Here is a 22,657-nt window from a genome sequence, read left to right as displayed (position 1 = left end):
TCTGGTTCTCTGCCCTCACCAAAGTGAAACACTCACGCGTTGGTCATAAAAAATGGGCCGCAACCCGCAGGTTGAGGCCCATCGTATCACCAGCTCATCACGGTAAGGCGGGAAAACCTTACCTCAATGACTCCCATAACCGCACTTGTTTGTCCGTGCGCGTTTCCTGCTTAATCAATGTGTGAACTTTGATCTCACGGCCCCCCACCGACAATCGTAGTTTTGAGATCTCGACTCGGTCAAGGTTGCGGATGATGATCCCCGTGTCACTTTCTGGGTCCCACAATACCAGTTGGTCACCGTCTTTTTGCACCAACAGTGCCGTTGGATCGCTGACCGCCAGTTCGATCGTCGCCGTTTGCGCGTGATCATCAATCACGATTTGCTGATAATGCGCCAGTGCCTGCGCGTCAATCCGATACGTTGCTCCCGCTGCGAACCCCGATACCATCACACGAGGTACACCCGCCAACTGAGGCAACGCCAATACACCGTCTCCCCCGTCGCGGCGTTGCTGCAACACCAGCACACTCGCCTCTTCAACCACAGCAACACCGAACACGCCGAGTGTGACAGAGCGACCCCCGTCGACTCTCACCACTTCGCCCGCCGTCGCATCATAGACGATAGGTTGGCCCGAGTCGGCGTCCTTACCCAAATACGCCAATTCGTGTTGCCCATTCAGCGCCGCCGACACCACGACCTCTTTTTCTCGTGTCAGATACCAACCCGACGTAACGCCATCACTGCGCAATGCCACTTTATCCGCCAGAGGATACTGCCTGCCCAGTGACGCCAGCGCCTCATCTAGGTTCTCAGCATGACGTCGACGCCACGCGCCATCCACCGCCACCACCGTCGGCTCAACTGACGTCGCCGCGCTCACTGGCAATACCAATCGCACGCCCGCATCGGTTTCCAACCACAATTGGGCGCCCTCTCTCGTCACTTGCGTCACGCCTGCTGTGCGACCCATATAAGGTTCGGCATCTTCAACCTGTTGGACGATCACCAGCCCCGGAGCCAACTGAGGAGCCATAGTTTGCGTATACACCGGCTGACGGAACAGGGCCTGAGCTTGGGCATCAAACACCCAGGCATACTGACCATCATCACTGAGTCCCAAATAAGACAGGAATCGACCCGCTAAATTAGGCCCGGCAACAATCACCCGCTTGTGTTCAACATCAAACCACACACTGCTCGCCTGCCCCGCTTCCGATGTCAGCCCCAATACACTCAGTGCTGGCACGGAGCGCTCAGTGCTGTCCACCAAGGCCGTCAGCGCTTGGGTGAGGTCACTGCCCTGCCCCTTAAGCCAATCTTGGGTCACACCTGCCATCGAGGCCTGCCCATCATCGTTCATGACCCACAACACGCCATTGTTTTGTATCGCGTAGAGCCCCCCTTGATCTGAGAAGACCGTTTTCAGATCCGGTATCGACACCGGAGTGGCCATGGTTCCACTTTGCCCCCTATCCGCTTGGAAATAGAGACGATGTTTGTCGTGACTGTAGAAGTAAAACCCTCGCTTGGATGGCGTACTTTGATGAGTGATCGACGCCAGCAGCAAATCCCTAGGGATCGCTTCGTCCAAATTCGCTTTGACCACACCCAACGCGCCGGACAAACCGGTTTGCAACCAGTAGCGTGTGTTTTGCTCCCCATCATCGCGCTTCACAGTCACCACCTCAGCCAGATCCGCATCGACCCAATCTTGAGGGTTGAGATCATACGCAGGGGCCGCATAATGTCGGCGATCTGGGAACCAATCTCTTGTGTCAGACGCATTGCCGTGTTGGCTAGATTCAATGGCTGCCATCAACTGCGCATCCCCTTGGACGGCGATCAGGCTCATGCGATCTGACTCAACTCGATAAGTCCACGTGGTCGTGCCCCCTGAAGTGAGCGTTTGTTTGACCTCAAGGTACACGTGCTGGTCTTCTTGCCAGGCTCGACTGCTTTCAATGCCTTGAGCTTCTTCACTGAAATGGATCGGCCGGTATTGCTTGAGGACCGCTCCCGTTGCAATCGACACTTGCCAAAGCTCAGGGGAGTCCGCATGCTTAAACCACGCCGTGTCATCACCGACCGCCACCAAAACGGCTTTGGCCAAAAAGGCCTGAGCTTGCGGCACGTTCGTATAGATAAATCGGTCCTGATCCACTTGGTAGAACGCCCGTCCGACAGACGCCTCGTCGGGCTGATACGCTTCCACCGCAATGAAATGTGTGTCAGGTCGGCTGGCGACCAGCGACTGTAAATGCTCTCGCAATGACTGACCTGATTTGGTCTGAGCAGGTAAGCCCTGCCAGACTTCACCATTCACTTCTATCAACGTCGCCGCACCCGCGGCGCGGTCAATCCGGAAAATGTCTCCCTGGTTATCGACCACAATCAGCTCACCGTACGTGCTGTCTGGTAACCCAATGCGAACCCCACCAACCGACAAGTGATCGCGGCGAACCGTAATGGACTTCGACGCCAAGGCTGAGGCATCAAGGATCCACTGGCCGTCCTCTGGCGCAGCGCGCAGCGTCAGTGAAGCGCCGGTTTGCAGTCCGATGTGAGACGTGGCCCCGCCACCATGCAGCTGGTAATCCAGTTTACCGCTGAGTACGCCGCGCATGTCACCCAAATCGCGCATTAAGATTTGTCGTTCGGTTTCATCCAACACCACGTCAATCGTTGTATGAACGTATTCCTGGGTGATGTTTCGCACCACATACTCGGACGGGAACGTGTAGAAGTCGTAGTCAAAACGCTCATCCTGTTCGAGTCTTCGGATCACATCAAATCCCGTATCGTGTCGGGTCGTCGAGCCAGGCCAGTTCTGATAGCGGTAACTGATGTACGACTTTGGCGTCGCTGGCAATATCAACATCCGGTTTCCAGGAGCCAAGTCGGCGTAGTCATCGCCATACCCAATCCCTTCGCGAACATTGATCGCCTTCGACTTGTCCTCGACCATACGAGGCATGTCGCCGGCCCAGAAAAAGTAATTGATGCGACCAGAGCCTGTTTTACCATGGCGCGTTCGATAGAGGTACTGGCTATCAAAATGGACACGGCCCTGACGCAGATCCACTTCGGTGATCACCGCGCCATCTTGCGGTTCCAACGCATGATAAGGCACACCACTGTCGAGCGTTTTGTCAATCGCTTGATACCCCCCTCGGCGATACGCCTGATCGACAGCATCAAAATAACGACCCACGGCCTTGGCATCTTCGGTCACCTTACCAAACGCTTCTGCTAATGCGGTGAACCCGACCGCCAAGCCACCCGCGATCACGCCAACACCGCCGAGCACAGCACCCGCCGTCGACGCGCCCGCCACGCCAGCCCCTATCCCAGCGGCACTGGTGACTAAACTGGTCGAGTCAAACGCCAACTGCGTACCAAACACCGCTTTTTGCGCTTCATTTTGCGCATGAGCCAGCTCATAGCTGTCTAAAATGACGCTCGCAAGGTTAAAACCCACCCCGACGCCTTCGTTGACCGTATGACCGATCGCCGACACCGCCGAACGGGTCGCGACTTGCCCCTCACGCATTGCGGTTCGGTACAATTGCACGATTTTCGCCGCGTCCATGATCGTTCCATGGCCGATCTGCGCCAGATTCACATACGTGTGCACTTCGAGCGCCGTGTGCAATCCTTTCGCTAAGCGGTGGCCAGCTACCTGCGTGCGACTTTTGTTGTTGAACCAGGAAAGAATACTCTGCACAGCAAACGCGGAGTTCAGGCCGTCGACGTGTTCCACGTCTGTCACGCCATGCCGCGCCACTAAGGTCCCTTCGTGATATTGGTAACGGCGTTTAATGCTCTCCAGTGCGTCGTTGTAATGGGTGGCGAATGTCCAGATACGCGGATCTTCCGTGATAAGATAACGCACATTGGCTCCCTCACCGTGTTCAATCACGGGGACCCGATACGTCCCCGCTCCCACCTCTTCAATATTGTCAAACACGATCACCGCATCTGGGTCAACCTGCTCTTGCGCAAAAAGCTGTTCGGAAGCCAGGTAGAAATCGTCCGCTACATTCGCCCCTTCCAAAAAGGTGAGTGCCGATTGCAGCTGCAAATCCCGCTGTAAGCTCGCGCCGGTGTCCGAGATGGCACTGGCGGCGGTGTCCACCACCAAGGCGTCCGCGTCGCTCGCTGGACGATACACCCCTTTCACCGTTCGCCCCGTGCTCAAGCGATAGCTTGCCATCTTCTCAATGTCGATATGATACGTCTGAAAGCGCGGTTCACTGCGACGTTGACCAAACGCTTTGTACAAGTCACCATAGTGATGCTTCACAAAATGGGTTTCCAGCCCGCGGTTCATGGCTTGCTCACTGTCAAATGAGAACAAACCAAAATTGGGATCGTAGAAATAGTAGGTACTGCGGCCTTGTTCGGCCTTCTTGCCCACCAGCATCGTATGGTTGTTAGTGTCAATCCGCAGCATTTCCGATCCTGCTTGACCCACATCGACCTGCGTAAGGTGCGCCGTCAGTTCGCGGATCGACAGCGTTTTCTTCTCTGAATTCGACGACGTTGACACCGAGATCTCCACACCAGGAATGGGCTTTTGCTCAGCATGGAAGACGCCCAAGTTTGCGAAGAACGCTTTAGACGTCTCTTGCTCAGGCTGAGCCGCGGCATCGTACATAGCTTCCGCCAACGCCCTCACGCCATCTTTGCTCGCCAGGGCGGTGGCCATGAGTCGAGATAGGGGTAAGCAGCGCCCTTGCCCTATGTTCGCCGAGAGCAGTATGAAACGCTGAGGCATCAACTGCACCGTATTGCCCCCTTCACGGTTCATGTACGTCACCATCGTCTGCGTGTTGTCCAGCGACCGTCGGTAGGCGTCCTGCTGGTAATGATCTTCAATCAAGCCCACCAGCGCGCCATTTTGTCTCGCGTTCAACGACGAGTGCGGATCGAGCAACAACCTCATCATTTGGTAGGCATCCATATCCGGTGTCAGCCCCGGAACCGTTTCGGTCGACCAAGCCGCGAGCCCTTCACGATATCGCTTGCCTTGAGGGCCCGTTGACTTATCCAGTTCTGTCTTACGCTTGTTGTAACTCTCTCGGAGCGTGACGTCAGCACCCCCTTGTAAGCGTGGTTCATCCATGATCACACTCTCGAAGCCATCGCGGTGTTTTTTGTTCAGCCACAACCACATACGATCCAGATCGCGCGTCCGTTCAATCACAGCTCCATAACGCTCACGGTAAAACTGCTCAGTGATACTCACCGCCTGCTGCTCTGCTTCATACCGCGCTTTCTTGGTGCCAGAAGCGGTTCTGATCAGATCGTGAAGCGCAGAACGTCGCGCTCGCATCGGGGCCAACTCTCGGTTCATCGCCTCCGTCATCGCTTCTCGCAACTGCTGCCATTGCGCCAAGGCAGAATTGTCGGCCACGCTCAGCGGCTCGGAGGCATCGATAGGCCCATCCTTCGGAGCGTGTGTCCGCGGGACCCCCAGACTGGTCGCGGCCTCGATGAGACGCTGCTGACTGGCTTGACGTTCGGTTGCAAACGACGTTTCCCGCTGTGCAGTACTCACCGGCTCGGGATGCAAAATCACCGGGTCTCCCGCCGCACCCTCACGTTTCAGCCACTTAATGCCGCTGGAGACCGCCGCCACCAACTTTTGCTGCTGGGGCTGAAGCATCATTTGCCATTGTCCGTCCTTGACCAGCAGATATGCGCCTGCCACGCCCCCCTGATCGCCAGACGCCTGATAATCGTCATAATCGACTTTCATGACCACATTGTCATACAAAACCGAACTGCCCACCCGACCATCGTGATAAACCCGGTAGTGGGTCTCACTCCAGTCGGTCACAATCACCGAGCAGCCAGTGAGCGAACCGGTAAACAAAAAAGTTCCGTTCGGCGCATTTTTGGGGATATCAATGTAGGCGGGAGTCGGGTTAGTTCGTCCATTAAAACCGAGGAAATACGCCGGCGCCGTATCCGCAGCGGCCACCTCGGCCAGGCGAACCTGGAAGCCCCCAAAGCTCGGTTCCAGGCGGGCTTGGCTCAGACCGCTGGGCAAAATCCCATGTTTGATGATTTCAATCACATCCACCGTGTGTTCGGTCAAAAACGCCCGCGGATCGTGCGTGAACGCTGCCATCTCAGCCGCGGTGTTGGTCTGCAATGCCGACGGGGACTGGTCCGCGCTTTGCCCGGGCTTGTCCCGGCCAGCTTTCGTACTCGGTGAAGGTTTGAGAATGTCGTTGTGGCCCGCGAAGACGGGCGGGTTGACTAAAAAGGATGAAATCGCTATCGCGATTAACGTTTTATTCATCAATGTGCCTCTAATGACGTAAAGGTTATTGTTATCGGTATAAGACGCCCACTGACGGAGACAGCACGACATGACAGAGTCGAGGGTTTAAATAATCAGGAAAAGGTGACAGAGTGGCACTTGTGCCCCGCTAAAGCTCTCCTTTCCCTTTATCTGGACAGTGGTTATTTAAACCTGACGAGAATGCGACGACGCGGCCAATCAAGACAGCCTAGCCACCTCGCTTAGGACGATTCTCTCGCCGTCAGAGGGCAACGAGAAGTGTAAGGAGAGAATTTCAGGAATATAGGTAAAGTATTGAAAAAGAATTGCATTGTTTTCTAGATTCAATCATTGCATGAATATCTAAAAAATCATTGCAAATCATAGTTTTATTAATAATAAACAGAGGAATTCAGGGCAATACCCGGTATAACCCGAACCGGCACTCAGGGGAACCGAGGGCCTCAACGCGCTCAGGCTTATTGCATTTATTGAGCGATTGAATAAGAATCACAAAAACAAATAAAACCAATCACATAGATAGACCGCAATGATACTTCACATCACTTTTCGCCACGGACTGTGGTCTCTAGGGTGGGACTCTCCAATCCCCCAATCCACCGTAACGAGGACAAAGCCTGTATGATCCCCCAGCTCCCTATCACCGGCGTACTGGGCGCCATCTTCATCCTGCTCAGCAATGCCGCTCTCCAGTTCCTGCTCTCCGCCGCCCTGTACGATGCTGGCTGGCGGGTCGACATAGGCGATCCCTTGTTCACCGGGCTCGTGACCTTTGTGTCTGGCGCCGTGATCATTGCTTTATACTGTCGCGGGTGCCAATGCTCGCTGTCTTCTCTGTTGCATCACAGCCCAAACAGCCGCAAAGCCACGTTACTGCTTGTGGCCTTACCACTGATGGTCATCGCCATCAGCAGTGTGGTGTGGCTGTCAGAGTTAACGCAGTGGATGTCGAGCTGGTTTCCGATCTCGCCCGACGAATGGCACTGGATGCAACGCTTATTGACAGGTGGGTGGCCATCGTTGTTAGCGGTGTGTATCGTGGCCCCTCTTATTGAAGAACTCTTGTTTCGAGGGATCATCCTGAGAGGCTTACTCCGCCATTACTCCGTGTCCACCGCCATTTTGCTGTCCACCTCCTTGTTTGCCGCGGCCCACCTAACCTTGATCCAACTGCCCACCACCTACCTCGTTGGCGCTTTGTTAGGCTGGCTGTACGTCAGAACACATTCCTTGTGGCCATCCATTTTCGCTCACGCGGTGTACAATCTCAGCGTATGGATAGTGTGGCAACTCACCGACGTCCCCCTTCAACATGAGGGCGTGTTGCCCGGCTTTGAGGTGTCGACGATCCTCTTCTCTATCGTCGCCACTGGCGCTGGCGTCACAGTATTGTGGAAGCTGTTACACCCGTGCCGCACCCCATAGAGGGTCTGTCTATCCAAAACGGTGTACCTTGACGTACACCGTCGATCTGCCCTTGCTCCGTAAAACACCACCTGCGCCGCATCACCCCATACGACAACAACCCTGTTTTCATCAAATGTGGCGAGTCCACCCGAAAAAACCGCGCCACTCGATTGAAGATCCCAGGCCCTCCCCTAAAGTCTTCCCACCGACCTCAACGTACTCAAATCGTCCAATGTCCAAACATTTATACTGCGTGAGCAACTGGACCCACTACGCCCTAGTCACCGCCTCTTCGCCATTGGCAGCGCTCCAAAGCTATTTTCATACCCCTTATGTGCTTCTCGATAACGACCAATTGACCGACACCTCGGTGGTCAGCGCAATGTGCTGCGAGTACAAACATCAGGTTGAAACCCGCCTAGAAACCTTAGCCTGTGACGCTGACCGCGTCTTGTGGATGGATCAGTACCCTGAAACGCTGCGTTTTCAGTCATGCACCCGCTGACTTTTGCCATAAGCGGCCGATCTGATATACTGTTTTTATATACAGTTAATAGAGATGCCCGTGATGAAAAAAATCCGCTTTGTCCGCAGTCACGTCGGTGTCACACTCAACCACTATGGTCTCAACCAGATAGGAAAAAGGATTGCGATCCCGGCATTGCTGCGCAATGGCAATGAACACTTCGCGACGTTCATGGGCTTCATCGACGCTCGGGAATGCGATTTCATGCAACGCGTTAAACTGTTGGGTTTTACCTGTTTTAGTGCCGATGATGGACGCACATGGACCCAATGGGGTCCCCACACCTGCGTGGTCGGTATCAGAAAATGGGATGAATACTACGTGGTCTTATTCGATGGTGTGCCCAAAACCTTGCCATATCCCCCCAAGCTCGCGCAGCGGTATCACAACAATGTCATCCCACTTAGCGATCCCGCCAACTCTTCATTCACAAGTTGACGCCTCGATCTTCACTCAGCCGTGGCCATCGCGACGCCGCTTCATTGATCGACGACGGCAAGTCGACATGGATGGATTGATCCCCTTGCAACCGTTGCCACAAAGGGCCCAATAAGGCGTAATCGCGGGATGATGGGTAACGCCACGTGGTGTCAAGCAATTGCCAATCCCCTTGCGGGCTCCGCTCTGCGAAGACAAATTCGAACGACAATTGATCCGCGATCCCCAAGCGCAAGTCGGACACAATCAAGTGGTGAGCCTCCTGACGATAATTGAGAAAGCGGTGGGAAAAGGCCTCCAAACCCAGCAATGTCTCTGGCTTCACATCCAACGGCCATTTCCCCAAAGGACGCGCCACAAAGTCGACCCGCGCCTCCTGATCCAGCACAGACGCAAATCCCTCCCAATATCGATCTTCGTCCATCACCACCACACGCCACAACAATGTGTTGAACGGCGTCGGGGTGATCAAAACGTGCTCATTCGGCAACCCTTGACGGGCTAAATTGTCCGATACACGGGTCGCGACCCACTGTTGAGAGAGATAACCCCACCCTAGATACAACGTCGAGAGCAAAAGCATACGCTGGGACCACCGTCCGCCGTGGCTCGGTAAACACAGTGCCACGCCCACCGCTATCAATAAGGGCAGGGTGTACAGAGGATCGATGATGAAGACATTGCGCAACTCATAGTAACCGTCAAATGGCCAGAGCAATTGGGTACCGTACGTCGTCATCGCATCCAACAGCGGATGCGTCACCAAGACAGCCAGCGTCAGAAAGAACACACGTGATAACGACCAGTAACGGTCCGGTCGCCAGCGACAGTAGCACCAGGCAAGCATCAGTGCCAACGGAGGCAACAGTAACAAAGAATGGCTAAACCCTCGGTGTTTGATGGTATTATGAACCGCGTCACCATAATCGAGTAACACATCCAAATCGGGTAAGGTGCCTAACAAGGCCCCCACCAACAACACCGACGGGCGACATCGCTTACCAGCGATAGCCCCTGCGACCGTGGCACCTAGCGCCGCTTGAGTCACTGAATCCATGACAGACCTTCTCCTTGTTTCTCGCTCAGCACTGCACGAAAACCTAAAGCCTCAATTCAACACTGTCAAATACCCGTTCACCAGCGAACCGTTATAACTCGTCAAGTCCCGACATTAAGAAGCAGTTCACCAACGCTTTGTTCTCTTCGTAGTACGAGAGAAAATACACCAATTCATCAATATCAATGGTGTGTGTATCCAGATCCACCACAAATCCAGCATGATGAGCATTGAAACTGCTGCCCACCCGCACAATGTAGTCATCGGCCGTCAGCAACGACGCCCGCGCTTTGACTCGAGTAAACAACGGTGCCAACGCCGTATTTTTCCAGCCTTTCGGCATGCAATAGGGTTGGCTGCTGATGTTCACGTCGACCCCAACGTCCAGCGTATGCGGCTTAAGTAAGGGTTTAATGTGTTTATCTAGCACGGCCTTGAGCTTCAGTAAGGCCGCTTTACCTTGCGGCTCCGACTTGAGCGGAGAGGAGTGCTGTGACTTCAGGTGCTTCTGCCACACCTTCTTAAACAGCAGATCGATCGGCTGACTCATGAGTTCAAACACCGATGTCTCAAGTAGTGTTTGCTTAAACGGCTCCCCAAGGCCATGGTCACCCAGCACGCTGTCAATGCCGATCCGGATCGGCACATTGTCGACCCCAACCCCTCTCAACAGATCAGTCACCGTCGTGCCGAGACCGACGCCTATCCCCTTTAACGCCAAAAAAGACACGTTGTGAAGCATGGCTTCCGCCATTGGATGCAGCGCCGCTTTCTCGATTTTTTTGTCATGGCGGTTAAACCAGACTTTGATCGTTTGATGCCGCTCAGTGGTGTATATCGACTGACTTCTCAGTGAAATGGCGTGAAGCGCCTCAACAATCTTGGCCAAAGGTCCGGTCATCACAATGTCGGATACGGAAACATCGTAACGCGACATCTTGATAAAACTCAACGGCACGGGTTGCTGAACCATTAAACCGGCGCGAGGGTGGGCATGGGCAGAATGGGCTTGGTAAAAGACTTTTCCTTCCGGGGACAATTTTTCTTTTAATAGATTTGGCATGATGCTCTCAATTCAATTGGAAATACCGCACAACACCCATCAAGGCGACCACTTCGAGGAGCACCTTAACGCTCGGAAGAACGCAGGATGAAAGACGTCATGAGCGTCGACCGACGCCGTGTGCGCGCAAACCCGTCAGTGTAGAGAGAAAATCCGGCGTAAAACAGGCAGAAGGGGACCCGTCTTTGTGCATGGTTTCTGGCTTGACTTGTCGATACGGCTGGCCTCATGCCATCCTGCACCTCGCTATCAACCATCACCAACATGAATAAATAAGTATAAATATGAAGAGTTGTAGCAATTTTTTACATTATTTAAATACGGCATTTCATATACGATCTCGATCACAAAATTGTCGTCCTCTTCTGGGATGACGACACCCTGATCAACTCATGAGGAGACACCCGATGCCGATCTGCCTGACGACAACCGATAATCCTAAATCCGGAGTGCGACACTGAGCGATGAATGAACGTATCCACGAAGTCATACGCTGTGCCAAACTGCTTGAACTCAACACCACAGACGACAACGTCATCACTTGTATGGCGGCCGCTGTCATGTGCAAGGCGCATGAAAACAACCTTGGCACCTTGCTTGCCTCCATCTTTATCAACCAGTCTTGGGGACTGATTCAGGCTCTGAGAACGACACAAGAATACCAAGCGTTACACATACAGATTTCAGACGCGTTGCTGGACTCCTTAACCCAAGCGTAATGCCCACCTTGGAAGTGATGCAGTGAGCGCCACTGCCCTTGATGACATTGCGTCACTTCCCCCTAACCTACCCCGCTCATCTGAGGCGACGTCGCCGTGGAGGAGCCATGCCAGAAGGACACCCCATGTATCACGATTTATTTTCAACGCTCGACAAACTGGGCGTCACCTACGACAAAGCCGAACTACAAGAGAAAATCGATAAGCTAGAGCGAGAAACGGTCGCCAAGACCCTGGTCCAGCAAGCGAAAGGCCTTAACCTGAGCTTGGAGACCAACCAAGCCAAAACGGTGATTGCAGCCTTAAGCCGCAATTATTCCACCGACCCAATCCAGGCAGCCGAAGCACTCACTCACTATCATCATATGGATGAGGACAAGCAGCGACGCTATCGAGACGAGTTATATAGCCAGTTTCTTCGACAAACGCCGGAATTTGATACCATCATGCAGCTCAATGGTGACTACGCGAAACGCTGGTTTTAACCACAAAAAAAGAGGCCGATTGGCCTCTTTTTTTGTGGTTTGACATCAGCGAGAGTGGCTCACCCACAATTTGTAGAAATCACTGTACCCCGACGCATTCACCTGAATGCCCTTAATGTGCCGAGCGGCACTGACCGTTTCAATGCCATAAAACAACGGTACAATCGACTGTTGCTTACGCAGCGTCGCCAAAGTGTCGAGCAACGACATCTGTATCGTCTCAGACGAGGCACTGCCGAGTCGCTGATGCACCGCAGCAACATGCTGAGACAGACGCGTATCGTCCCATGCAAACCTCAGCCCTGAGGCGGTCAACAGCCATTCATAGACCCCATAATGGTACGGGGATTCAAATACCTCTTCCAAAAACAGAAAATCTGCCCGGTCACTCACCGACTCCGGGCTGCTGACGTCGGTCAACTCAATCGTCTTGACCGTAAGCCCAGCCTGCGTCAGCACCTCACACAACCAGCGACATGTCGCCGACAGATACGGCAACGTCCATTTTGGGTGGGCCAACGTGAACGTCCCTGAAAGCGACGGGCATGGGGCTGAGTGCGCTGACAATCGTTCAGCGCCCGGTAACCTCATGGGATTCATCGGCCATTCAGCCAAACGTTGGCGTTCAGCCTCGATATACGTCAGCAATGCTTCCCACTCCTCGCCCGACAAACGATCATGACAACGTTCGTGTACGGTCAGGTAAGACATGGATTGAAGCTGATGGATTTCACAGTCCGAATCGACGATGTTATAACTCATGCCTTCCGTCAAAATATCGCCATCGTGGCGCAGCACGACCGATTCCACCAACGCGCTCTTGCCAAAATAACTCAAATGTTTGGATAACTGCAGACCAGAACGGTCCCAGTGGTGAATGGAAAACGGCCCTGTCCCGATGGGTGCCACACGCCTTGGACCAAACTCCATCACATCTCGGCACGTGATGGCGGCACTCGGCGTACACAACGTATACAAAAATAACGGGTTGTTTGTGGCTAACCCCAACTCAATACAAAAGGGCTCTGACCCCGCTTCAATATACCGGATGTCTGAATACAAGTGACGCACTGGGCCACACACGGTTTTCAGCTGACGCAAACTGTAGATGACATCTTCGACCGTCAACAATTGACCATCGTGGCGATAGACATCCGGTCTGAGCCACATGGTGAGCTTGCCCCCTTCAAAGCGATAGTCTCTTAATAGATGAGTACGCAGTTGACCCTGGGCATCGATTTTAAACAAGGTGTCGTAGACACTGCGGATGATTTGCAGCTCCGATTGACGAAATGTGGTCCTTGGACACAGTTGGTCGACCCAAGGGTATTGAGTGATCAAGATCTTGTCTTCCGATTGATACTGCATCGACGCCACTTCCATGGCTTGGGCCAAGGCTTTAACGGCCACATCCCGATACTGAGCAATCAGCTTTGAAATCAGCTCGAACCGCTCGTCCTTTAATTCATCAAAAATGGTCTGATACACGGCGTCGTACAAGGAGACACGGATCTTGAGTGTGCTGCATTGACCTCGCCCAACGGCAGGTTGCCACACGATCCAGTCACATTCGACGAGGCGATTCACGATCAGCGCCACGTTACGGCGTGACGTCGCCAGTACCGTTTCTAAGTCTTCCACTCGGACTTGATAGGTTTGATGACAATCATACGTTTTTAATAGTTGGTCTAGTCGTCGGATCGTACCTTCCGCCATAACCCCTCTCTCTACTTTCAAGACAGCATGATCCCTTTGCCGAAAGTGTCGCTGCGTCCTTGTTCACCAATGAGTTGGGCCTACTGCATTGAGTATAGCCTGCTCTCTTCACCTCCAGGGTGTCCGGTTGCGGTGTGCCCATAAGCAGGCAAATGCGCCCGCTCTCAATCGATTCACGGCCTCGGTGTATCGGGGCCATGAGATGCTCTTGGTCGCGTCATCACAACGCGATCGCAAGGCGTTGTCACCTGAATGGTGAAAATCATTATTTTCGGGGTGTGAAATAATAGTGAGATATTAAATTACATCCACTCCGACCAGTGTTAAAAATAAAACAAAAAGAAAACATGAAATAAAATTTTAAAATTTTGCATGCTTTCTATTTTTCTTCATAAAATAAGATCATATTTGCAAAAACTTTGTCCTATTTTACGAAGAGAAATAAGACAATCAGCGCTTATCCGGCCCTTTAAACTGCTGGAAAAATAAAGATAATTAAGGCGACAACCTCTTTTAATCTCACTGTCTTTAACAAGGATAAAATTGTAATTAACACGTTAAATAACAATAAGTAATAGATGATAACCTCATGTAATCGAATGACTCAAATCCGTATTATGGTCATCGAAACGTATCGACCCTACCCCTTATTAGGTAGTGTTTTAGGCCTAATTATTGGAAATAATATTGACTCGGCACAGGTCTCCCCATGAACACGACCAGGAAAGTGTAAAAACCAACGCTAAATAGTCTTTTTTCTCTTATTGAAGCGCTACTCTTGATTAATTGATGGCATTATCAAAAATGAGACGAATAAACCATGCATATTTTCATCGCTCGACTTCATATATCATGTTTCAGCCCCCTGTTCGCCCACTAGGCAACCGGTTTCATCGCTTTACACTCAACGAGATCACTCTCTATACATGCAGATAAAATACAAGAAGACAGTGTCATCCCATCAAAAATGATCGCCAAAGATGCCACTAGAAATAAAAATATAATCAAACAGTAAGCAATAAATAGGGCCGTATAAGGAGTGGCCCAATGATTTTATTTTTGAATTAATATCACAAATAGGCACCAACTCTATTATTTTTACACCATGCCGTAAATTATGACATCACGCGATACTACGATAATCCAATAAATGAGAATAAGAGTTAAAACCCACCAAAACACTTATTAAGATATTGTTTTTTATAATTATTTTATTTTCTCATTTTTACAACATCGGATGAATCATATTTAAAACACATTTTTAAGGTGACGGATCAGAATAAAAAATAATCACTATTTTTGTAATTAAGGTCACAGAGTGAGCGATATTGCATTTATTTTATAAATTCTATTTCGCACTATCCGAAATGATAGTGTTTTTCATCGTCGTTCATGGCAATCACTATTTTCATCCGGTAAACACGCAAAGTTTATCGATATATTTAACTCGGCTTAATGTTCAATAAAGCTTAATTAGACATTCTTAATAAACGTTTGAATGTGCTTTTTGATAGGAAGACATAATGAAAAGAAAAATCGCTTTCCTCAGCACGCTGACGCTGGCCATCGCTGCCTCCATGGCCCCAGCTCAAGCCGCTGATACGCTCAAAGCCTACACCTCGTCTTTGTACCAACTCGACGACAGTGACGCACGCAACAAAAAAATTCGACTGATCTATTCGCTTGAAAACGTCTGGAATCAATCGTCCATCCCTCAGCAACACAAAGAAGCTCGGCTGATCTTAAAAGGTGGCTCGGGATTTGACATGACCCATGTCCCCAATAAGACCCAAACCTACGGCTTCGCCACAGGGGGCGACTTCCGCTACACCGTCCCCACCGCGTTTAAGTTGGCGTTGAGTTACGCCAGCGGCTCGCCGCTTCGCCACATCAATCATGCCCCTGAAAACACTATCGCCAGCGCCTCGGTCAGCGAATCGTTGGAATACAATTTAGGCGTGACTGGCTCAAGCTCACCGTCCATTAACGCGGGGGTATCATGGAGTAATCGTGTCACCTACGATCAACCCGAGTTTCAAACGGTCGCGGATTTTGATCAAAACAATGAAAGCGTCACGTGGATGATAGAGAACCAAACCATCCGACATAACTCCCCCGCCAAAGACTGGCTACTCTATCGTTGGACCAATTGTGGCAACAACCTGATCGACTACAACGAACTCCCCGTCGTGATGCGATCTGACTTTAAGCCGCAAGTCGGGGCCGTCTACAGCAAACGCAACATCGACGACGGCCAAAATACCACCGACATCAAGCTCACGGCGGCCTGGCGTAAAACGGACTACTACTTCGGTAAAGATTGGTGTACGTACTACACCAACTTTACGTGGAAGAACCAACGTGACCGTCACAGTTGGACGCAAGCAGACCGCACCGTAACCATTGCATGGAATGATGCCCTGTATCATTGATCTGACTGCTCGTGCCGGGGCCACCCGGTACGAGCCTAACTCCTTTAGGTGCCCACTATGCTTAACCTACGCCAAACCCTTTCTCTGCTCGGCCTGTCGGCGCTGATCACTGCTGCGATGATACTGTGGCGCCCCCTAACCTCCCCGCCGCCCTCTCCCGCGACCTCACTCGAGGTGGCTCAATATGAGATGGTCTCGCGCTCTGACACGCCAGCGGCGCATGAACTGCCTATTCCACCGGCAGAGCCTATGACTGCAGCCCCAACCGCTCAGATCAGCCAAGCGGCTACGGCTACCTCTGAGCCCGAGACTTGGATCTCGCCTCCCCTCAATGAGCTGAGCAACTCGCTCTATGACTTTATTGAAAACGAAGGCATTCGATACGTCAGTACAGAAGATGTGCCATTCGACGAGAGTCAGCGACAAGCGATCCTTGAATTGGCGCAAAGTGGGCAGGTGTTGATGTTTGACAACAGCGACTCGACCTACCTCGACAGCTATGGACTGACTGAAAGCCAAGTGGTGTCGGAGTTTTTCGGTACCGCAGCGGCGGGGGATGTGATCCTCGCCACCGGAGTGGCTCACCCTCAGGGGGGGATCCACTATCTGGTGCTGCCACTCGAGCAAGGCGATACGCAGGACACACAGTGGCTGAATGACATCCAACGTGCCGTGACACTGCTTAAAGCGGAGCAACAGACGATCACTACGCCAGCCATCGACGGCTAACCGCTTCCCTCTTGCTCCTCGTGAGCAGAGGGAGTCATCGTAATAACGCACGTCGCCCACCCAATAGACAATAACAGGGTCGCCTATTAGGATAATAATAATCCCACTCATTAAATAGGAAGAAATATAACGTAAAACTACATGAATTATTTTAAGTAATATATCGTAACTACATTGTAATAATATATTTATTATTAACCGACAAACCATAGACAATATATTACTTACGTCAAGTAATTGATTATTTACCATGACAGTTCATTTACCCTTAAAATAAGGAACGACCTCATGGTGACATTACTATCCCGTACCTGGGCCCCGATAACTCTGCTCAGTGCCCTCCTCCTGGGTTGCCACAGCGACCCGACACCTAACGCTAACTCTCGCCCGCTGGCAAACTACACCTTCTCTGACCATCAGCTGTCTCAGCTATTGACAGAAAAGGAAAGCATGATCAAGGCAACTCAGTTGACGTACGATGGGACAACCTATACGGTCGCTTACGCCACAGGCGATGACGAAGATGCATTACTCTTGTTTCAAAACCACGATGCCACCCAATCCGTGTCACTTCTGATCCCCAAAACCCCCGTGGCAGACAGTCAGTGTACCCTAGTACAATACGCCGCTTCCGAACGTCGCCAATACACCTACCATTGCGGTACGAGTCAAGTTTCGCAGACGAGTGACATCATCACCTACATGGGGCGCTATCAGGGCAAATCATCCGTCTTGATCCCAGACGCGGCCGACTTTGTGCTTGAGGTCCACGAAGGAGTAGATACCATCGGGAGCACACAACTTGTCTTATCATACACCGGCGACCATGCCGAAATACGTACCCAAAACCCCTTTGATGGCTATCATCCGCTCGGCGCCTCAGACTTAGGCGTAACCACCTATCTCCAGCTTAAACGTTTGGCCGATGTTGCCGCTGGGCGAGACATCACGCTTATCTTCAACTCGCCCATTGGGGGATCGTCGGATGATGCCATTAACATGTACACGGGACGGCTTATTCGACAGCGTGCCATGCACACTCAGATCGCCGCAACAGGCAGTGTTTTCTCAGGGGGCACCGACTTGTTCACCGCAGGGATCACCCGCACCCTAGTGCGCCGTGATACGGCCGTGCCATTACAAACCAACAGACAAATCGGCGTGCACGCTTGGGCAGATAAAAACGCCGCAGGGCAAGTGACCCCAGCCACGGCCATCCCGTATACCGATCAAGCGCACCGTGCTCAAGCCACTTACTTCACCGAGATGCTGGGCGATAAAGGCATCGACTTTTATCTCTTCACCTTGTCTGCCGCCCCACACGATGGCGAGCATCTTATGACACGCCAGGAACTCGACACCTACCAGATCACGACAGCGATACGTTAGTCACCCCACAATCAAAAAAGCCAGTCACAACAGTGACTGGCTGACCGCGGGTAGGCCGCAGTTAGAAGTAGTAGTTCAACCCTATCTTTATTGTGTCGAGATCAAACTCAATCTCTTCACGCAGAGCAGTCACGGCGGTCATCCCATCAAACTGGCGCTTGTACGCGACATGAATCGCATACTGGTCGGTCACAAACCATTCGCTCCCGAATTCCAAGCCGAGCGCCGTTGCGGTTTTTGACTCGTTGATCTCGATTTTCCCAGACGCCAGCCCCAGTGTCTGGCTCGCATTAAAGTCGGTTCTCGTTTTGGTGTAGTCGAGTGATGGTTTGGCATAGAAGGTAAACTGGTAAGGCGCTTCATAGATGAACTTGGCGCCAATTGACAGCGTGTCTTGCTCATACAAAGCCACATACGATTCCAGACCTAAGACGCCTAGTGACCGGATCTCTGACATCACATCCGACGTCACCCGCCCGTAGTTGGCTTCCAGTGACAACCACGACGTCATGCGTTTGCCAACGTTCAGTGAAAAACCACTCATCTCATCGTCCAAGCGGGTATCAATCAATACCCCTTTCACTTGATCGTAATCGGATTGCCAATCAACCGTCGATTGCGCAAAATCGACCCCGACATACCAGCCATCAGACCAATCTTGAGCACTCACTGGCAACGACAAACAAAGCAAAGGCATCACTAACCGAGTCATCTTATTCATTATTTACAACCTCTTTATTCTTGAATAAATACGTATTATCACCAATCCAAACGTTCCAATTTCTTGAATAAAAAAGGCAGGAAAACTAAAATCAATAAATATAGAAAGACATTTGGAAAGAATTAAAATAGAAGGACTCTATTTTTCAATCGGTATTTTACATCAATAACAAGGAGAAAATTAATTACTATTGATAAAGAAAACATGAACAATTTTCGCTATTTTATTCATGGTTTATCTTGGTCAGTGTGTATTCACTAAATAATGACGTTCTTCGGTTATTCGACCACCGCTTTCGCGTGTGCCGCCGCCTCTTCTGCACACCCCCACGATAAACTAAATCCGATGCCGCCATGCCCGTAATTGTGGACAACCGGGAAACCCAACTCCCGTTCCACACGCACGTTGCAAGGTCGAAATGCACGCAACCCGATCTGGAGGGGCTCCACCGGATCAACCGGCAGGTTGGCGAGCGCAGGCAGAAAAGCCATGCAACGTTCATACATGGCTTGTAAAGGCGGGTACTCATCGAGGCGCAACGTCGTGTCAGTAGGGCCTTTCTCCACTAAGGTACCTAATACCACATGCCGCACGCCCCTAGGATAAATGAACACGCTGTCTTGCTCTGACGTGATGTGGTCATGAGCCAGGCAATGACCCACCTGCATACACCGGGAAGAGCGGCCTCGGCACCGAAGTCTCACCATCGCCCCTCGAAGCGAATACATGCCCGCTTCCTCAACGTCTTGCGCGCCCAACCCCGTACAATTGACGATCACTTGCGCTTGATGCACCTGACGCAGTTTTTCCTGCTCATCCGACAAAGCACCCGACAACCACATTTTGCGCAGGCGCGCACCATTAGCGAGAACGCTAGAGAGCAACCAGTGGAGGTAAACGTCCGTCTGGATCATCGGGGCCAGATGCTGATACGCGTCCACGATGTCAAACGAGGGAGAGACGCCGTATTGCTTGGCCAACGTCGGATCGTGCACAAACCCAGGAACATGGCGCTGAATGTCACGCATTCTTTCAGCATTCTGATGGTGTTCGTGAACAGGACAACGAAAATACACGTTCATTGGACGTAAGAAGACGCCTCTAGCACGGGGATCGGGTAACGTTAAGAAGCGATGCAATGACCGCAGGCTCCATCGTTTCGTGCGCGTCAGTGACAACGCGTTATCACGATAACCACCGATGGCCGGAGGCCATTCCCATAGCGCACCGGCGACCGAGGAGACGACATTGGGGACGATGTGACTCGCCAAGATCGTACACTGAAACCCTTGCTCTTGGAGACAGTAGGTCGTGGTCAGGCCGCTGATCCCGGCACCAATGATCAACGCATGAGGCGCTGAGGCTGTGGTTCTGCTCACGGATCTTCCCCTTCATTGACGACACAGGGCATACCCTACGCACTCGCCCGCCAAAAAGGCAGTTATTAGCGTTTATTATAAAGGCACGTTCATCACGTGCCCTACCTCATTGTCAGACGCTAAAGCGGCCAACAAAACCGGTCATTTTTTGCCCAGACTTGACCAACTGCGCACTCACCACCGCACACTCGCGAGCCGAACCACTCAGATCGTGAACAATGTGCTGAATGCGGACGAGGTTTTGATTGATGTCTTCCGCCACGGCACTTTGTTCCTCCGCCGCTGTCGCCGTCTGGATCCCCATATCATGGATGGTGACAATCGCCGCCTGAATAGCGGTTAAACTGGTTTGGATGTGCGCCGACTCAGTCGCGGTCTGCTCGCCTCGGTGCTGACTGGAAGCCATCGCCTCCACCGCTTGGCGAACTCGATTGTGCAGTGACGTCAACATGTCACCAATTTCCTGTGTACTGTTCTGCGTGCGACTCGCCAGCGACCGCACTTCATCCGCCACCACTGCGAAGCCACGACCTTGTTCTCCCGCTCGCGCCGCTTCAATGGCCGCATTGAGCGCCAGCAAATTGGTCTGTTCAGCAATCTCACCAATCACTTGCAGCACTTGGGTGATGCGCTCGGTTTGCTCACTCAGCGCGGCGATCGCTTCGGAGGTGGTATTGACGTCCGCCACCAAACGGCCAATCCCATCGATGGCCTGCGCGACCTCCTGCTGAGCGTCGGTGATCTGGGTGTTCGCCGCCTCGATCGCTTGAGATGTCGCGTGCGTGTTGTTGGCCACTTCACGCGACGTGGCGCTCATTTCTGTCACTGCGGTGACGATTTTCTCGGTTTCCAAACTGTGATCCTGCATGGATTTCGCCGATTGCGCCGTCTGCGTTTCCAACTCACTGCCGGCCGCCATCACTTCATTGGACGACGCCTGTAGCGCGCTTACCATCGGCTGAAGTTTGTCCATGAACGCGTTAAACGCCAAAGCCACCTCACCTATGTCATCGCGGCTTTGCACACTCAGCCTGGCCGTCAGATCCCCATCCCCAGCCGCGACCGCTTTCAATGAAGTCACCACATGCTGCAAAGGCGCCACCCCTTTATTGACAAAAACGCTGACCAACGCGATGGTCAGGAGCAGTCCCCCAAGAGACAACCACAACGCCCACTGCGTATCTTTCGTCAGTTGATGCTCACGTTCGGCCTGATACGCCGCCACCTGGCGATCAATATCGTCAATATAGATCCCCGTGCCCAGTACCCAGTCCCAATTCGGCAGGTACTCAGCGTAACCCAACTTTGGTGCCTGCGTATTCAGCGACGGTTTGTGCCACGAAAAGTTCAGAAACCCATCGCCCTGTTTCGCGGCGTCGATCAAGCCAGCGATCACCGCGACGCCATTGTCATCGGTCAGCCCATAGAGGTTTTTCCCCTCGAGAGATGGCTTAATGGCGTGCAGAGTATTGACCCCTGCCGAATCGTACGCAAAAAAGTAGCCGTCTTTTTCAAAGCGCATCGCCTTCAAAATCGCTTTGGCTTCCGCTTGATGCTCACCTGAAACATCCTGATCATGCAACGCTTTGACCGCGGTCACGCCCATCATCAAATACGCTTTAAGCTCTTTTTTGCGACTGTCTAACAACTGATGGCGATACTCCACCAATTCCTGGTTGAGGGCCTGACTGCCGTTCCAGTAATACACGAGGGTGATCAGTGTGGTCATCAACAGTAAAGGGATCACCGTCAACAATTGAAGTTTGGTCCGGGTGCTCAGCGTAAAACTCATACATCTCTCCATCTTCTTGTACGCTCGGGGACGGTTGCCGTCGTGGCTGGGGTTGGAGGTAGCCTCTTTTGCGACGCTGACCATAGGGATCACAAAATGTGGGGTCTGGTATGGAAAAGGGCCTGCCAACGTCGGCGAAACCAAAAGCGGTACCTTAGCGAGAAACTGACTCTGTTTCATACCCTTAATGAATGAGTGGTCAAATAAGAAATCGTATGGTCAATATAGAGATTAAGCGGTCTTCCTACTGCTCAATGAACACTAATCGCCTGATTTTAATGGTCTTTGTCTGATACGAATGCCATAGGGCACGCGATAGGATCGCCCTCTCGTCCTGAACGATCCCAAACAGGCATGGCCCAGTGGGAGAGCAACCCTCTGGTGTTCCCCACACAGAACAGAGAGCGCCCTTGATACTGTGTTAATCAACAGTATATAATAGATCAAATAGGTCTGAGAACGCCCATTCTCAGACGTATTGGATC

The 22,657-nt window shown here is 52.1% G+C and carries 15 protein-coding genes; 7 read left to right on the top strand and 8 right to left on the bottom strand.

The genetic code is table 11. The annotated features are described in order from the left end of the window. Positions 1 to 118: 118 nt before the first annotated feature. Positions 119 to 4,219 carry a TcdA/TcdB pore-forming domain-containing protein gene (locus QMA41_RS18420; protein ID WP_242704201.1) on the bottom strand — a complete coding sequence of 1,367 codons (4,101 nt, stop codon included), beginning with the start codon at positions 4,217 to 4,219 and terminating at the stop codon, positions 119 to 121. Between the two features lie 2,721 nt (positions 4,220 to 6,940). On the opposite strand from QMA41_RS18420, the gene QMA41_RS18415 reads away from it, so the two are divergent. Continuing rightward, positions 6,941 to 7,744: a type II CAAX endopeptidase family protein gene (locus QMA41_RS18415; RefSeq protein ID WP_021458644.1), complete on the top strand. Its 804-nt coding sequence runs from the start codon at positions 6,941 to 6,943 to the stop codon at positions 7,742 to 7,744. A 235-nt stretch (positions 7,745 to 7,979) separates the two neighbouring features. Continuing rightward, the gene (locus QMA41_RS18410; RefSeq protein ID WP_281630362.1) at positions 7,980 to 8,231 is read left to right on the top strand and encodes a hypothetical protein; all 252 of its coding nucleotides are present in this window, start codon (positions 7,980 to 7,982) and stop codon (positions 8,229 to 8,231) included. A 45-nt stretch (positions 8,232 to 8,276) separates the two neighbouring features. Here QMA41_RS18410 and QMA41_RS18405 read toward each other — a convergent pair whose 3' ends face one another. The 3 genes from QMA41_RS18405 to QMA41_RS18395 form a co-directional block, all read right to left on the bottom strand. Beyond that, complete coding sequence (locus tag QMA41_RS18405; RefSeq protein ID WP_154351843.1) at positions 8,277 to 8,534, bottom strand: hypothetical protein; 258 nt, start codon at positions 8,532 to 8,534, stop codon at positions 8,277 to 8,279. Between the two features lie 145 nt (positions 8,535 to 8,679). After that, positions 8,680 to 9,747, bottom strand: a complete 1,068-nt coding sequence (locus QMA41_RS18400; protein WP_235676506.1) for a metal-dependent hydrolase — start codon at positions 9,745 to 9,747, stop codon at positions 8,680 to 8,682. A gap of 91 nt (positions 9,748 to 9,838) precedes the next feature. Beyond that, on the bottom strand, positions 9,839 to 10,810 hold the full coding sequence (locus QMA41_RS18395; RefSeq protein ID WP_235676505.1) for a hypothetical protein: 972 nt from the start codon (positions 10,808 to 10,810) through the stop codon (positions 9,839 to 9,841). A 464-nt stretch (positions 10,811 to 11,274) separates the two neighbouring features. Between QMA41_RS18395 and QMA41_RS18390 the strand changes: the two genes are divergently transcribed. Continuing rightward, positions 11,275 to 11,529, top strand: a complete 255-nt coding sequence (locus tag QMA41_RS18390) for a hypothetical protein (RefSeq protein ID WP_006958757.1) — start codon at positions 11,275 to 11,277, stop codon at positions 11,527 to 11,529. Between the two features lie 107 nt (positions 11,530 to 11,636). Further along, positions 11,637 to 12,014, top strand: coding sequence for a hypothetical protein (locus QMA41_RS18385; RefSeq protein ID WP_235676504.1), 378 nt, complete (start codon positions 11,637 to 11,639; stop codon positions 12,012 to 12,014). Positions 12,015 to 12,059: 45 nt separating this feature from the next. Here QMA41_RS18385 and QMA41_RS18380 read toward each other — a convergent pair whose 3' ends face one another. Then, entirely contained in the window at positions 12,060 to 13,730 is a 1,671-nt protein-coding gene (locus QMA41_RS18380; protein ID WP_235676503.1) for an SgrR family transcriptional regulator, read from the bottom strand. Positions 13,731 to 15,253: 1,523 nt separating this feature from the next. Here QMA41_RS18380 and QMA41_RS18375 point away from each other — a divergent pair. From QMA41_RS18375 to QMA41_RS18365, 3 genes are all read left to right on the top strand, one after another. Beyond that, positions 15,254 to 16,162: a leukocidin family pore-forming toxin gene (locus QMA41_RS18375; RefSeq protein WP_006958760.1), complete on the top strand. Its 909-nt coding sequence runs from the start codon at positions 15,254 to 15,256 to the stop codon at positions 16,160 to 16,162. 57 nt (positions 16,163 to 16,219) lie between these two features. Then, positions 16,220 to 16,891 carry a hypothetical protein gene (locus QMA41_RS18370; protein WP_235676502.1) on the top strand — a complete coding sequence of 224 codons (672 nt, stop codon included), beginning with the start codon at positions 16,220 to 16,222 and terminating at the stop codon, positions 16,889 to 16,891. A 288-nt stretch (positions 16,892 to 17,179) separates the two neighbouring features. Beyond that, positions 17,180 to 18,280 carry a hypothetical protein gene (locus QMA41_RS18365; protein ID WP_045987580.1) on the top strand — a complete coding sequence of 367 codons (1,101 nt, stop codon included), beginning with the start codon at positions 17,180 to 17,182 and terminating at the stop codon, positions 18,278 to 18,280. 61 nt (positions 18,281 to 18,341) lie between these two features. On the opposite strand, the gene QMA41_RS18360 is transcribed toward QMA41_RS18365, so the two are convergent. The 3 genes from QMA41_RS18360 to QMA41_RS18350 form a co-directional block, all read right to left on the bottom strand. After that, positions 18,342 to 19,001, bottom strand: a complete 660-nt coding sequence (locus tag QMA41_RS18360) for an outer membrane beta-barrel protein (RefSeq protein ID WP_021458554.1) — start codon at positions 18,999 to 19,001, stop codon at positions 18,342 to 18,344. Between the two features lie 278 nt (positions 19,002 to 19,279). Next, entirely contained in the window at positions 19,280 to 20,380 is a 1,101-nt protein-coding gene (locus QMA41_RS18355; RefSeq protein ID WP_099608923.1) for an FAD-dependent oxidoreductase, read from the bottom strand. A gap of 112 nt (positions 20,381 to 20,492) precedes the next feature. Then, the gene (locus QMA41_RS18350) at positions 20,493 to 22,172 is read right to left on the bottom strand and encodes a methyl-accepting chemotaxis protein (protein WP_043011888.1); all 1,680 of its coding nucleotides are present in this window, start codon (positions 22,170 to 22,172) and stop codon (positions 20,493 to 20,495) included. Positions 22,173 to 22,657: the final 485 nt, after the last annotated feature.

The organism is Vibrio sp. St2 (assembly GCF_947311885.1).
GTDB lineage: Bacteria > Pseudomonadota > Gammaproteobacteria > Enterobacterales > Vibrionaceae > Vibrio > Vibrio coralliilyticus.
The sequence above is the reverse complement of the archived record's forward strand: the minus strand, read 5'-3'. Positions and strand labels throughout refer to the sequence as shown.

Bases quoted from the DNA above. Each gene is read 5' to 3' on its own strand.
- QMA41_RS18420 (WP_242704201.1), bottom strand. From the start codon at position 4,219: ATGGCAAGCTATCGCTTGAGCACGGGGCGAACGGTGAAAGGGGTGTAT.
- QMA41_RS18415 (WP_021458644.1), top strand. From the start codon at position 6,941: ATGATCCCCCAGCTCCCTATCACCGGCGTACTGGGCGCCATCTTCATC.
- QMA41_RS18400 (WP_235676506.1), bottom strand. From the start codon at position 9,747: ATGGATTCAGTGACTCAAGCGGCGCTAGGTGCCACGGTCGCAGGGGCT.
- QMA41_RS18395 (WP_235676505.1), bottom strand. From the start codon at position 10,810: ATGCCAAATCTATTAAAAGAAAAATTGTCCCCGGAAGGAAAAGTCTTT.
- QMA41_RS18390 (WP_006958757.1), top strand. From the start codon at position 11,275: ATGAATGAACGTATCCACGAAGTCATACGCTGTGCCAAACTGCTTGAA.
- QMA41_RS18385 (WP_235676504.1), top strand. From the start codon at position 11,637: ATGCCAGAAGGACACCCCATGTATCACGATTTATTTTCAACGCTCGAC.
- QMA41_RS18380 (WP_235676503.1), bottom strand. From the start codon at position 13,730: ATGGCGGAAGGTACGATCCGACGACTAGACCAACTATTAAAAACGTAT.
- QMA41_RS18375 (WP_006958760.1), top strand. From the start codon at position 15,254: ATGAAAAGAAAAATCGCTTTCCTCAGCACGCTGACGCTGGCCATCGCT.
- QMA41_RS18370 (WP_235676502.1), top strand. From the start codon at position 16,220: ATGCTTAACCTACGCCAAACCCTTTCTCTGCTCGGCCTGTCGGCGCTG.
- QMA41_RS18365 (WP_045987580.1), top strand. From the start codon at position 17,180: ATGGTGACATTACTATCCCGTACCTGGGCCCCGATAACTCTGCTCAGT.
- QMA41_RS18360 (WP_021458554.1), bottom strand. From the start codon at position 19,001: ATGAATAAGATGACTCGGTTAGTGATGCCTTTGCTTTGTTTGTCGTTG.
- QMA41_RS18350 (WP_043011888.1), bottom strand. From the start codon at position 22,172: ATGAGTTTTACGCTGAGCACCCGGACCAAACTTCAATTGTTGACGGTG.